We start from the raw sequence: 13,332 nt of genomic DNA on the forward strand, positions 1-13,332 counted from the left end.
CCTTTAGTCCTCTGAATGCGGCAGTCGCGCTTGCGTCAATCGCCATCAGAGGACTAAACGCGGTGTTCGCCGAAGACGTCACAGGTGGCCGGGTCGCCGTCGAGAGCGGCGGTGGCCAGCAGGACGGCGCCCGCGGTCCAGGTGGTGCGCTCGTCCGGCCAGAACTCGTCGTCCGCGAACTGATAGCCGGTCCAGTACGAACCGTCTTCGTGCCGTAGCCGGGCAAGGCACGCGAGGAGTTCGGCGGCGCGCATCCCGCGGCCAACCGCGCGGTGGCGTCGGAACCGGTCACCACCGAGCCCAGGATCGGGTAGTACCAGTCCATCGCGTGTGGTTTCGCGGCGAACAACCCCGGCTCGCCGATCAGTGCCTCGCGAAGACGGCGAGCCGAGTTCCGCCACCGTGGACGGCTCAGACCCAGCGAAGCCGTGAGGGCGATCGCCTGGGTCAGCGCGTGATGGATGCTGCTGCACCCGGTGACGAGCCGGACGCCGGGGTCGGCCCGCCAGGCGATGGCGCCCGACGACTGCTGTCGCGCGAGGACGGCGTCGATGGCCTTGTCCACCACCGGCCACATCCGCTCCAGGTACGCGTGGTCTTCGCGCAGCAGATAGTGGTGCCGGACCCCGACCGCGACGTAGGCGGTGAAGTTCGTGTCCATAGTGGACACACTGATCCCGCCGCCGCGGTACTCGGCCGCCCACGAGCCGTCGGAACGCTGGTTCCGCGCCAGCCAGTCGTAGGCGGCTTCGGCCTCGGCGTGCAGCCCGGCGACGTCCAGCCCCATGGCGGCTTCGAGATGGTTCCACGGATCGAGGTGACCACCGGACCGCCACGGTCAGCGTGGGCAGCCGCCGCGCGACGCGGTGCTGCATGTCGGCGAAGCCATACCATCGCTTGACCCTCGTCGCTTCCCGGCCCGTGACGGTGGTCGCGAGATGACGGGCGACACGCAGGGAGAACGCCAGCGGTTCCGGGAAGCCACCGCGTCGCATGCCGAGGAACTCGATCCACGACGGCAGGTCGCGCAGCTCTCGCGGTCGCGGTGTCCGGAACGGGTCCGGTTCCGCGAACAGGTCGAGCCCCGGGAGCTTCGTCAACCGCACGCCGTCATCGACCTCCGGATAAGGCGGCCCGGACAGCACCTCGACCCGATGACCCAGAGCGGCGAGTTCGCGGCTCAAATGCCGGACGTACACCCCTTGACCGCCGCTGCGCGGGTTTGCCCGGTAGGTCAGGAGCGCGATCCGCAACGCGCTCACCGCTCACTCCCTGGCACCCCAGTATTCGAGCTGCGTACGGATCTTCCGGGTTTCCTGATGCCGTTCGCCGCGGACTTCGACGGAATCGTCGAGCAACTGGGTCCAGACCGAGAGGGCTTCGGTGACTTGACCGGCTTTGGCGAGCGTGAGGGCGAGGCCGAACCGGAGGTCGAGGACGTCGGGATGCCGGTCATTCAGCCGTCCCGTCGCTTCGTCGAGGAGCCGTCGGTACTCCGAAACAACGGCTGGGGGGTGCTCGATCTCGGCGCTCCAGAAAGCGATGTTGTGCCGGATGTGACCGACGATCTCGTCGTCGCCCAAGGCCTGTTTCGCCTCCGGCAGCAGTTCTCGTGCCAGCCGGAGGGCTTCCTCGCCGTTCCCGGTCTTGCCCGTCGCCACCGCGAGGAAATGGCGCGCGTGCAGCGTCTCGCGATGGTCCGGGCCGAGTGACCGGGTGGCGTCGGAGACCAGGGCTTCGAACGCGGCCCGCGATTGCTCCAAGCGACCTGATTCGGCGAGGAGGTGCCCGATATTGTTGCGGACGCTCAAAACGTCTTCGTCGCCTTCACCCAGTGCGGCGGTGACGATCGGCAACAGCTCCTCGAACCGCGCGAGTGCCGTGGCGGCGTCCCCCGCCTTGCCGGTCCAGGTGGCATGCCTTGCCTTGCAGCGCAACGTGATCCGGTCGGTCTCCCCGAGTTGCCGGGCCGCGCGGTTGGTCCAGGCCGCCCAGCGTTCCCGGTTCTCGACGGGAATAGGTGACGCCCGGCGCTCCAGGGCGCGTAACGCGTCTTCGTGCAGATCGGCGAGCCAGAAGTACTCGGCCTCGTTGGCGCCGGCGTAGCTCTGTTCGAGGGTCGGCTCGTCGTCCCCGGTCACGGGCGCCACCTCCGAGGCCGCCTCCGCCAGCCGGAGTCGCAGCCGCCTCGCCACGTCGGGGAAGGGCGAAGGCAGGGCGCCCGTCCACAGAACCGTTTCGTCGGCCAGACCCGCCTGCGTCCGGCTGACGGAGTCACCGAGTTCGACGAGGACGTCGCGGACGTGCACCTGCCTGTCCGGGCCCCCGCTCGCCGCGCTCGCCTTGGTGAGAATCGAGATCGGGATGGGGCCGCGGCCCGCGGCCACGCGCAGCAGGTCCAGGAGAACCGCCCGTGCGGGCTGGGGCGCGGCCGTCGCGCCGGTGTCCTCATCGGACTCCGGCCAGGCTTCCTCCTGGGTGACATTGATGAAGGTGACCGTCGAATCGCCGAGCCGGACGACGTCGCGGTGGGTCAGTACGGCGTTCAGCACGCGGCGCCCGTTGACGAAGGAGCCGTTGGCGGAGTCGAGGTCGGTCAGCCACGCTGTCTCGCCGTCCCAGCGGATCTCGCAGTGGAGCCGGGAAACCCGCGAGTCGTTGAGGCGGAGCGCGGCCTTCCTGCTGCGGCCGAGGGTGATGAGCCCGTAGTTCAGTTCGTGCTTGACCGGCGGCTGGCCGGGGACGTCGATGATCAGGGTGCCGGGCGTGAGCTTCGGCGAGGTGGGCGAACCGCCGGGCGGGCGCACTTGTCCCGGCACCGGCCGTGTCCTGCCGGGCACCACCTGAGTCCGGTCCGGCTCCGGTCGGGTACCGAGCACCCGATTACGTCCGGTGGGATACATGTCGACGGTGACGGCGGCGGCCGTGAGGCCGCTCCGCTCACGCGTCGCCATCACCGTCTTGACCCACCCCAGCGCCGGATCGGCCGACAGGCTCCGGAGGAAGTCGCTCAGCCGGGCACCGACGTCCGGGTCGAGGTCGTCGAGCCCGTCCACCGCGATCCGCACGTGGCCGTCCGTCCACTGTGGAGCGAGAGTGCGCAAGGGGCCGAGAAGGACCAGATCGAAAGCGCTCGCACCGCTGCGCGCATCGTCGTCGAGATCGCTCGAAAACGTCTCGTCCGCTTCGCTGAAACCGGGAACGGTGCGCCGCAACTGGCGGGCCAGCTCCCGCGCGAGTTGCTCCGCGGTCCGGCCGCGTGCGGCGAACAGCACGGCGTGCAGGAAATCCGGCGGCACGTACGCGCCGGCCACCGACGGTCGCGCCAGCGCGGCGAGCATGGTCGACTTCCCGGACCGCTCGCCGCCGGTGATCGCGACCAGGCGTGCCCCGGTGAGCAGGTGTCCGACGGTTTGCCCGAGCCGGGGGTCCGGCTGGTAGTCCTCGGTCAGCCGCTCGATCAGCGGGGCGGCCGGGTTGCCCGCCAGCGGCGATCGGCGCCACGTGGGGGAGGAGTTGAGCGCGATCCAGAGACCCTGATCGGCCTCGGTCACTTCACGGGTGCCGTCGAAACCCAGGTGCACCGCGGTCTGCATGGGGCACAGCCCGGCGATGACCCGTTTGAGATCCGCGCAGCGGACGCGCTCGCCGAGGCTCTCGTGCCCCGAACGCAGCACGGTGACCAGCGAGCGGCTGAAGCAGCCGTTGGCCGCGACGCGGTCGTCGGACGCGGTGAGCAGGTCGAACCGTTTCCCCGCCTCGCCCACGATCCGCAGCCAGCGCCTGCCCGCCTGCAACGCCCCGATGCCGGCGTGGCAGGTGTCGAGCAGGATCACCAGGCCGTCCAGCATCGAGTAGCGGCCGAGGAGTTCCTTGATCCGCTGCGCGAACAGGAACGACCTCCGGCTGTCCACCGGCAGGCTGGTGTCCTTGGTGAGGAAGTAGAAGTCGTCGTCGGCGTATTCGCCGTGCCCGACGAGCGAGAGGAAGAGCGTCGCCTCGTCCTCCGACGCGCGCTCGAACGCTTCGGCCAACGCGTCGTCGAGTTCGACCATGGTCGGGTCGACGAGCAGTCCGCGACCGTCCGCGAGAGCGGGAACGCAGCCGCCGATCCCCGGATCGAGCAATGCCGCCGAGACCTGCTTGCCCGCGTCCGGGAGGAACGACAACAGATTCAACGCCTCGCACTGCGACGCGACGACCAGTGACCTCCGCTCTCCCACGGAGATCACTTTGTCTCATCGAAGGGGCACCGGCAAGGGCATGCGCGATACTGTGCGTGTCGATACGGGAAAGGGGTGCCGGTGGCTCGGATCGTTCTGGTGCACGGCATCGCCCAGGAACAGAAGTCCGCGGACACCCTCGAGGCGGAATGGCTGCCGAGCCTGGCGGGCGGGGTGCGGCTCGCCGGTGACCCCGCGCTGGCCGACGAGCTCTGGCGGGACGCCCGGCCCGGCGCGGCGCGGATGGCCTTCTACGGCGACCTTTTCCGCCGTGACGGTCAGCAGGGTGGCGCGGACGAGCTGACCGCCGAGGAATGGGGACTCGCCGGGGCGCTGGCCGCGGAATGGCTGCGGAACGCGGCGTCGTCGGCCGCACGCGAGGCCGACCGCGCCCGGGCCCAGGCCGAATTGGCCCGGCTGACGGCGGATCGCGGGGAAGAACAGGGCGTGCGCGCCGCCGCCCGCCCGGTGCTGAACGCGCTGGTGCGACTGCGGCCGTTCGCCCGCCTCGGGGTCGCGTTCGCCGAACGCGTGGTGGTCAAGGCACTCAAACAAGTGACGCTGTACCTCACCGACGAGACGATCCGGAACCGCGTGCAGGATCGCGTCGCCGAGCACATCGGCCCGGAAACCGAAGTCATCATCGGCCATTCGCTCGGTTCCGTCGTCGCCTACGAAGCCGCTCATCTGCACGGCCGCCCGCTGCCGCTGCTGCTCACCCTCGGCTCGCCGCTCGGCCTGCGCACGGTGGTCTACGAGCGGACCCGCCCCCAGCCGCCGTCCGTCCCGCCCGGTGTCGCGCGCTGGGTGAACCTTGCCGACCGCGACGACCTCGTCGCCGCCCGCCCGGATCTCACGCCGCTCTTCCCCGGCGCGGACGGCGTCCTCGACAGCGGTTACATCGTCGACAACGGGGCCAAACCGCACGAAGCGGCGTTCTACCTGGCCAAGCGCCGCACCGGCGAAGTGCTTTCCGCCGCGCTGAGGTAGGGCTTTCGGTCGGTTCACTCACGAGCCCCGAACCAGTGGCGCGGCTTAACGGACAGCGGGAGCCGGTGTCTTCGCGGGCTGCCAGCCGGGCGGGCCGAACACATAGCCGAGTTTGTCCCGCCACGATCCGGCCGCGCGGACGTCACGCAGGATCGACCCGTACTCGTGGAAGCCGACCTTGAGCAGGTTGTAGGTCCCGATGTTCTTGGTCAGCCCGTAAGTCGGCCGCTTGCCCTCGGGCACGAAACTGCCGAACATCCGGTCCCAGATGATCAGGATGCCGCCGTAGTTCGCGTCGAGGTACTCCTTGTCGCTGCCGTGGTGCACTCGATGGTGTGAAGGGGTGTTGAACACGTACTCGAACCAGCGCGGCAGCTTCCGGATCTTCTCGGTGTGCACGAAGAACTGGTAGACGAGGTCGATCGACAGGCCGGTGAGGATCATCCACGGCGGGATGCCGGCGAAGGCCAGGATCGACCAGAACGGCAGCTGGAAGTACGGGGTCCACTTCTGCCGCAGCGCGGTCGAGAAGTTGTAGTGCTCGCTCGAATGGTGGACCTGGTGGCCAGCCCACATGAGCCGGACGCGGTGGCTTGCCCGGTGGTAGGCGTAGAAGACGAGCTCCTGGCCGAGCAGCATCAGCACCCAGGTCCACCAGTCGTCCGGGCTGAACTTCACCGGTGCCAGCTGGTAGAGCGCGGCGAACACGAACAGCATGGCGATGCGGAAGACGCCGTTGATCACGACCGCCACCGCGCCCATGGCCATGCTGGTCCGGGTGTCCTTGACGCTGTAGCCGATGACGTTGTCGTCGTGCCCCAGTACGTGCAAAGCGAGGATTTCGATCGCGACGAACAGCAGGAACACCGGTGTCGCCATCAGCACCGGGTCACTCAGATGGGCCAGGAAATCCGCCACCGCACCGCTCCTTTTCTCGCCGCGATCTGACCTTGAGGTAACTTACCTTTGGGTCATTTACCTCAGGGTAAGATAGCCGCCGTGACAGAAGCAAGGGCCGTCGGCACGAAGGGCGTGCCCCGTGAAGAGCGGGAAACGCAGATCGTGCGTGCCGGCACGGAGGAGTTCGGCAGGAACGGGTACGCCGGGGCGTCGATGGTGGAGATCGCCCGCCGGGTCGGCGTCACGAAACCCTTGCTGTATCAGTACTTCGGCTCGAAGGACGGGCTGTACCTCGCCTGCCTGCACCGAGCGGGGGACAGGCTTACCGAAGGCGTCGCCGAGACGATGGCGCGGGAGAGCGAGCCGCCGGAGCGGATGCCGCTGGCGGTGCTTTCGGCCATCTTCGAGACCTTCGACCACGACCGCTACGCGTGGAAGCTGCTTCGCGACCCGACAGTGCCCTCGACCGGGGAGATCGCCGGGGCCGCCGCCGACTACCTCTTCCGGCTCGACGGGTTCGCGCTGGTCGGCGCCGCCCAGCTGATGCGCTCGCGCGGGCTCGACGACGAGCGTGACATCGAGGCCATCGCCCAGGTGTGGACCGGCGTCGTCGATTCACTCATCAGCTGGTGGATCGACCAGCCGGATCAGGACGCGGCGGCGATGACCGAACGGTGCGCGCGGATCATGCGGAACCTGTTCGGCTGGTGAGCGCGGCCGCGGCGGCCTCGCCGTCGGCGAAGGCGAGCGGCGGACGGTCGTCCAGCGGGAACCAGGCGTATCCGGAATTCTCTTCCGACAGCGCGATTTCCGTGTCCGGCGGGAGTTCGCAGGTGAAGGCCAGCCCGATCGTCCTCAGGCCGGTGTCGCCGTAGACCGACGAATACGAGCCGGCGAACCGGAGATTCCGGAGTTCGCAGCCGATTTCTTCGCGTCCTTCGCGGACGAGGTTCTCCTCGGCGGTTTCGCCGCCGGAGAGGAAGCCCCCGACGGTGTCCCATCCGCCCTTCCGGGGCTCATGGGCCCGGCGCAGCAACAGGATCCGATCGCCGTCGAGGACGAGACCGACCGTGGTCGGCAGTGGGTTGTCGTACTTGGTGAAGCGGCACGCGGGACACGCGACATGGGCGTCTTCACCGGTCCCGGCGAGCCGGGTGCCCGCGCCGCAGCGGGGGCAGAACTTCCAGTCCTTCACGGGCCGAAGCCTAGTGGCCGGTGAAGGACCGGAAGGAGGGAACTTACGAGCATCGCCAGTACGAAGGCTCGGGCGAACCCATCGGCGTGGCGCAGCGACGACTGCCCGACGTCGACACGCTCGTCCGCCGCCTGCGCGGCGACGAAAACGCCACCTCGACGGGAAATCCCGGACGGGGTGGCGATCGTCGGCGTACGCGGTGGATACGGCTGGGGTGCCCGGCGCCGCTCCGGGCACCCCAGCCGCGTTTCAGGTCGCGGCCTTGGAATTGCCGCGCAGTTTGACGTTGGCCGTCGAGGCGTTCTTGATCGCCGTCTCGATCTGCGCCATCGTCGAGGACGAGGTCAGGCCGGGCACCGTCGCCGTGTTCAGCGCGTAGAGCGTGAACGTGTACGGGTGCGTGGAGCCGCCGGGGCACGGGCCGAAGTATTTCTGCGCGTTCGATCCGCTGCCCATGGCCTTTTGCTTCGCGCCGTTCTGGTTAGGCACGGTGAAGCCCGAGCCCAGGCCTTCCGGCAGTGACGCCGCGGCCGCCGGGATGTCCCAGATCGCCCAGTGCAGTTTGTTGCCGTTGTTGGCCACGTCGGCGAAGACGACCGCGTAGCCCTTGGCGCCCGTGGACCCGGCACCCCACGCCAGCGGTGGCGAGGTGTCCTGACCCGCGGTGCCGTCGCCGGCGCAGGTGTACTTGTCCGGGATGGAGGCGTTGTCGGCGAACGCGGAACTGGTCAGCTTGACCGCGCCGGGCTGGCCACCGCCGGGAAACTTCAGGCGTACCACCACGTTGTCGATCGCGCTCGGGGTGCCACCGTTCTTGTCCGCGTTGGTCGAGGTGACCCACAAGCCGCCGTCCGGCGTCTTGGTGACCGAACGGAGCCTGCCCCAGCGACCGGAGAACAGCGACTGCACCGAGCCGACGCCGTTGCCCGACGCGTTGATCTGCGTGGCGAACAGCTGCTGGCTGGTGACGGCCGCGACGTAGATCCAGTCGTTGACGATCTCGATCCCGCTCGGCCCGCCGGAACTGGTCGGCCAGGTCTTCTTCGGCGCGACCGTGCCACCGCAGGTGCCCGTGGTGCCTTCACACTGGGGCCAGCCGAAGTTGCCGCCCTTCTGGATCAGGTTGAGCTCGTCCTGGGTGCCGTCACCGAACTCCGACGCCCACAGCTGGCCACGGGAGTCCCACGCCAGACCCTGCGGGTTACGGTGCCCGAAGCTCCAGACGTACCGGGCGTTCCCGCCGGTGGAGAAGAACGGGTTGTCACCCGGCGCCGATCCGTCGGAGTTGAGCCGCAGGATCTTCCCGTTGAGCGAACCCTTGTTCTGCGCGGTTTCCTTGTTCTGCCCGTCGCCGGCGGTGGCGTAGAGCTTGCCGTCCGGGCCGAAGCGCAGCCTTCCGCCGTTGTGGTAACGGTTCTTGGCGATCCCGGTGAGTACCGGTGTCGACGTCGACGACAGGGTTCCGTTGTCGTAGGTCATCTTCACGATCCGGTTGTCGCCGGACGCCGTGTGGTACAGGTAGATCGCGTGATCGGTGGCGTAGTTCGGCGAGATCGCGATGCCGAGCAGGCCGCCTTCGCCGCTGGTGCCGACCGCGCCGGGAACCTTGCCCACCGTGGTCTTCTGGCCCGACGGCGTGATCCGCAGGATCTCGAAGCGGTCGCGTTCGGTGGCCAGCGCCGTGCCGTCCGGCAGGAAGTCCACGGACCAGGCGAGGTCGACCTTCGTGATGTCCTTGTCGTATTCGGGGATTCCGCCGCCGGAAGCGCCGCCCGTCTTGACGGAGAGCGCGGTGCTCGCCGCGGAGGCGTTGCCGTCGAGGTCCCGTGCCTTCACCGTGAACGTGTAGGACGTGTTCGCCGTCAGCCCGGTGATGGTCGCTTCGAGCGAAGGGGTCGTCGCGACCTTCGTGGTGCCCTGATAGACGTCGTAGCCGGCGATGGTCCCGCTGTCATCGATGGAAGCGTTCCACGCCAAGGAGACGCTGTTCGCGGTCACCGACGTCGAACGCAGGTTCCCCGGCACGGTCGGCGGCGTGGTGTCCCCGCTGGGCGGTGTGGTGAACTGCACGACATTGCTTTGCTGCGAGGGGTTTCCGGCCGCGTCGAAGGCGCCGACCGAGATGTCGTAGGCGGTGTTCGGCGTCAGGTTGTCGACGGTCGCGGTGAGCGTGTTCCCGTCGACGGTCTTCAGGACGTTGCCGCCGCGCATGACCTCGTACCGGACCACGCCGACGTTGTCGGTCGCGGCCTCCCAGGTGAAGGTGGCGGACCGGGCCTTGACGTCCTTGGCGGCCAGGTTCTTGGGCGGCGTCGGCGCTTCGGCGTCGAGCACTCCGCTCGCGGTGAGCTTGTCCGCGTTGGGGCCGCCGTTCACGGTCGTCGCGGTGGTACGGATCTTGTTGACCCCGGCGGCCAGCGCGACGTCCTTCGTCACGGTCTTCCACGTCGTCCACGCGCCGGTGCCGGGGAAGGACAGGGTGCCGGCGGCGGTGCCGTTGACGCTCAGCGAAACCGGCCTGTCGACCGTGGTTCCGTTGGCGTAGCGGAAAGTCAGGGTCTGGGTGCCGGCCTGAGCGGCGTTCACGGTGTACTCGACATAGCTGCCGACGACGTTGTCGAAGTTCACGAACCCGGTGCCGGAATAGCCCGCGTGGTTCGCTTCGACGGCGCCTTGGGAGATCGTCGCGGCCTCGGATTCGTGGTCTGTCGCCGCCGCGCCGGCGGGCAGGGCCGGGAGGACGGCGAAGGTCATCGCCGTTGCGACGGCGCAGGTGAACAGCGCGCGCCACGGTGGTCGGGGTGCCACTGGTGCCTCCATGCGTGCGGTCGGGGTCGGGGAGGTACAACGGCGCACCGGGCGAGCCCGGCGGGGAAGCGGAGTTTTAGTTAGGAAACTTTCCTATCTATGGTTCAGATCACACACCAGCTCGTGCTTTGTGTCAATAGTCCACCAATATCAACACGGAGCGTCACGCAAGAACGCGTTTAGTCCTCTGAATGCGGTACTTGCGCGGGCAAGTACCGCATTCAGAGGACTGAACGCGTTCTAGGGGGTGCGAGACGCGGGTCGGTCAGCCGGCGATGTCCGCGCGCGCGATGACCTTCGTGATCTTGGCGCGCACCAAGGACTCCTCGGGGACGGCGTTGCGCTTGCCGTAGGCCTCGGCTTTGTCGGCGCCCATGTACCGGCCACCGAGCCGGGTCGCCCACTCGAGCATCTCGTCGTAGTCGTTGTGCAGTACGGCCTCGGCGGTGAACTGCACGTAGGAGTACGGCGGCTTCTGGTCGTCGACGGCGAGTGAGATCCGGCCGTCGCGGCGGATCGCCTTCCCCTTGAGCGTGTCCGTCCCGGTGGTGAAGATCAGCTCGTCGCCGTCAGGCCCCTCGTCGAGCAGGAACCACACCGGCGTCACGATCGGCGCGCCGTTGGCCCGGACCAGGCCGAGCATGCCCGTACGGGTGCCCTCGCTCGCGAACTGCCACCACTCTTCCCGGCTCATCTCACGCATGGACCGGACGCTACCGGCAAGTCTCCGTGGTGAGCAGCCCTGGTCACTCGTGAGTGGCCGGTCACCGCCGGGCCGAGGCCGGTCACCCGTGCGGGGTGTCGGGGGCGGCGACTAGCCTGGCCTGCTGTGCGAGACGACGAGCTGACCGGGATGGGGCTGGCCGACGAGGGGCTGACCCGCCGCCTCAAGGCGCTGGCCTGCACCGCGCCCTTGCACGACCTCGACGCGCGCAAGGCGAAGCTGGATTGGGCGGACGCGACGATCTACCAGATGGCCGAGATCGCGCTGCACACGATCGACCAGGTCACCGTGTCGATGGACTTCGACACCGGCGCCGATCACGAACAGGTCATCGCGCGGTTGCTGCCGTTCGTCGCGCTCCAGGCCCCCGGCCGGACCCCGGACGAGCACGCGAAGGTCGCCCGCTGGGTGCTCGACAACCTGATCAACGTCGGCACCACCGATCGCGGCTTCCGCCGCGTCTACGGCTCCATCGGCCCGGGTGGCGGCTACCAGCGGCGCCAGTTCGACTTCAAACTGCTCGTCGAACTCGCCGCGCCCGACGGCGAGGTCTACCTGCGCGCCACCGACGAGGCGATCAACGTCCTCGTCGGCGCGCTGGACACCGACGTCGAATCCGCGCAGATCGCGGCCGAGGTCAAACTGGAGAACCTGATCAACCGCGGCCGCCTCGCGGACGCGAAGCTCGCCGCCGAACAGGCCCGTTACCGCACCGTCCAATACGGCGAGACGCTGCGTGCCAAACTCGACGCCACCCGGCGCGACGTCCGCGCGGTCGACTGGGAGCGCGAGGTCCCGGAGCTGCTGGACCAGGCGCTGTCCCATATCGAGTCCCGCTTCCGCGCGGAGAACGCGATCCTCAAGAACATCACCGCGTCCCGCGACGAGACCGAGGACCCCGACCGCAAACGCCGCGCCGCCGAACTCGTCGACATCGTCAGCGACTGCATCCGGCGCCACACCCGGCTGCAGTCGCGGCTGGCCGACGCCGGGGCGGTGTTCCGCGCCGAACAGGACCGCCAGCAGTTCTCCGGGCCGCCGCAGCGCGCGACGATCGACCTGTTCGGCCAGCTGCTGATGCCGACGCTGGGCCTGCCGATCGCCGACGCCGTCGCACCGGCGGAATCGTTCTTCCACGCCGGCGCCGGGATCTCCCCGCCGACCGTGCCGTCGCTGTCCTCGCTGGTGTCGCTGTTGCTGCGGCCGGCACCGGAACGCGACCAGCTCGTCGGCGAGATCCCCGAACCCGAGCTGATGCCGGCCGAGGTCACCGACAAGTTCGGCGACGAGCAGTGGCGCCTCGCCGACGACCTGCTCGACCTGCCCGAGGTACCGCGACGGCTGTCCGGGCTGCTCGAAGAGGCGCGCCGCATCGACCCGGGGCTGCCCGCTCTGGTCGCGTTGCGGGCGGTGCACGCCTACAGTCCCGAGGTCGGCGCCGCGCTCCGGCTGGGGGAGCGCCAGGTGCTGCTGGCCGTCGACGACGGCACGCTGCTCGAAGACCCCGAGTTCGGCGGAGCGGATCTGCTGCTTTCGTCGGCGCGGGTGGACCGTGATGACCAGGAAGAGGAGGAGGTCGCGTGACGACATCAGGGGACGTCGAATCCGCGGCCCGGCTGGTCTCGTTCGGCATGCGCCCGAAGCAACTGCCGTCGCGGGACGTCGTCTACGGCGATCTCGTCCGCCGCTACGGCGAGGACAGCGCGTTCAAGCAGCTCACGCACGCGGTCGCGGCCGGGCTCGGGCTGATGGTGCTCGAAGTCAACCTCCAGGCCGGTGCGGTGCTCGCGGCGACCGACGAGTCCGTCTTCGAGATCAAGATGGACAGCTACGCGCGGCAGAGCAAGATCCGTGAACGCCGCGAGACCGAGAAGGTCCTGCACGGCCTCATCCACCTGGCCACCGCCGCGCTCGGCTATCCGCGCCCCGACGACCTCGCCAACGACACCTACATCGGCCGCGTCAGCGTCGAACAGGTGGACGCGATGGTGCGGGAGGCCTGCCGGATGCTCGACGAACGCGCGGCCGAGGCCGAGGCGAACAACGACCCGCTCGCCGACGCTCCCGAACTCGAACAGGCTTGGCGCGCTTACGCGAGGCGTCCCGCGGCGGCGGCGACCAAGGACGGCAGGCTGGCGTCGGACACCACCCGCGGCATGGTCGCGCGGGCGCTGCGTTTCCTCGCGGATCAGGGTTTCCTGGTCCAGGTCAGCGGGGAACAGGGCGGGACCTACCGGACCACGCCGCGCTATCAGGTGCAGGTGCGCGAACTCGCCGCCGACGCGGCCTTCGACGATCTGCTCGCGCTGAACGTGGTCTCGGTCGCCAACGGCGGCGGGACGCTGCGCGCGGCCGCGTCGGACACGCTCTAGAGGTGTCGGTGGGCGAAGCTGTGGTGACGAGCGGAAACCAGCTGATGCGAACCCGCCCAGGCCGGAGGCCCCGCTATCGCGGCGGCAGTGCGCCGGGAAGCGCGGCGCGGGCGGCAAAGG

Annotated in this window: 10 protein-coding genes and 1 pseudogene; 4 read left to right on the forward strand and 7 right to left on the reverse strand. The window is 69.1% G+C overall.

All coding sequences use genetic code 11. The features are described 5' to 3' along the window. Positions 1-53: 53 nt before the first annotated feature. From AVL48_RS40340 to AVL48_RS31735, 3 genes and pseudogenes are all read right to left on the reverse strand, one after another. Positions 54-254: a hypothetical protein gene (locus AVL48_RS40340; RefSeq protein ID WP_061980675.1), complete on the reverse strand. Its 201-nt coding sequence runs from the start codon at positions 252-254 to the stop codon at positions 54-56. A 795-nt stretch (positions 255-1,049) separates the two neighbouring features. Continuing rightward, positions 1,050-1,262, reverse strand: a pseudogene (locus AVL48_RS40750) (glycosyltransferase); the annotation flags it as partial. 3 nt (positions 1,263-1,265) lie between these two features. Continuing rightward, positions 1,266-4,223 (reverse strand): FHA domain-containing protein, encoded by a 2,958-nt coding sequence (locus AVL48_RS31735; RefSeq protein WP_244162463.1) that lies wholly within the window; start codon positions 4,221-4,223, stop codon positions 1,266-1,268. Positions 4,224-4,304: 81 nt separating this feature from the next. On the opposite strand from AVL48_RS31735, the gene AVL48_RS31740 reads away from it, so the two are divergent. Beyond that, positions 4,305-5,213, forward strand: a complete 909-nt coding sequence (locus AVL48_RS31740; RefSeq protein WP_061981105.1) for a hypothetical protein — start codon at positions 4,305-4,307, stop codon at positions 5,211-5,213. A gap of 45 nt (positions 5,214-5,258) precedes the next feature. Here the strand turns inward: AVL48_RS31740 and AVL48_RS31745 are convergent, their stop codons facing one another. Next, the gene (locus AVL48_RS31745) at positions 5,259-6,131 is read right to left on the reverse strand and encodes a sterol desaturase family protein (protein ID WP_061980676.1); all 873 of its coding nucleotides are present in this window, start codon (positions 6,129-6,131) and stop codon (positions 5,259-5,261) included. Positions 6,132-6,212: 81 nt separating this feature from the next. On the opposite strand from AVL48_RS31745, the gene AVL48_RS31750 reads away from it, so the two are divergent. Next, on the forward strand, positions 6,213-6,824 hold the full coding sequence (locus AVL48_RS31750) for a TetR/AcrR family transcriptional regulator (protein WP_244162462.1): 612 nt from the start codon (positions 6,213-6,215) through the stop codon (positions 6,822-6,824). On the opposite strand, the gene AVL48_RS31755 is transcribed toward AVL48_RS31750, so the two are convergent. The 3 genes from AVL48_RS31755 to AVL48_RS31765 form a co-directional block, all read right to left on the reverse strand. Then, positions 6,799-7,308 (reverse strand): NUDIX domain-containing protein, encoded by a 510-nt coding sequence (locus AVL48_RS31755; protein ID WP_061980678.1) that lies wholly within the window; start codon positions 7,306-7,308, stop codon positions 6,799-6,801. The two genes, AVL48_RS31750 and AVL48_RS31755, sit on opposite strands and share 26 nt — an antisense overlap. Positions 7,309-7,557: 249 nt before the next feature. Then, complete coding sequence (locus AVL48_RS31760) at positions 7,558-10,062, reverse strand: PQQ-dependent sugar dehydrogenase (protein ID WP_143104707.1); 2,505 nt, start codon at positions 10,060-10,062, stop codon at positions 7,558-7,560. A gap of 319 nt (positions 10,063-10,381) precedes the next feature. After that, positions 10,382-10,819, reverse strand: coding sequence for a PPOX class F420-dependent oxidoreductase (locus AVL48_RS31765; protein WP_061980680.1), 438 nt, complete (start codon positions 10,817-10,819; stop codon positions 10,382-10,384). A gap of 150 nt (positions 10,820-10,969) precedes the next feature. On the opposite strand from AVL48_RS31765, the gene AVL48_RS31770 reads away from it, so the two are divergent. Together AVL48_RS31770 and AVL48_RS31775 are read left to right on the forward strand one after the other, a co-directional pair. Next, entirely contained in the window at positions 10,970-12,424 is a 1,455-nt protein-coding gene (locus AVL48_RS31770) for a hypothetical protein (RefSeq protein ID WP_061980681.1), read from the forward strand. Positions 12,425-12,471: 47 nt separating this feature from the next. Beyond that, positions 12,472-13,212 (forward strand): hypothetical protein, encoded by a 741-nt coding sequence (locus AVL48_RS31775; protein ID WP_061981106.1) that lies wholly within the window; start codon positions 12,472-12,474, stop codon positions 13,210-13,212. Positions 13,213-13,332: the final 120 nt, after the last annotated feature.

The sequence above is a fragment of the Amycolatopsis regifaucium genome, from assembly GCF_001613935.1.
Taxonomy (GTDB): Bacteria; Actinomycetota; Actinomycetes; order Mycobacteriales; family Pseudonocardiaceae; genus Amycolatopsis; species Amycolatopsis regifaucium.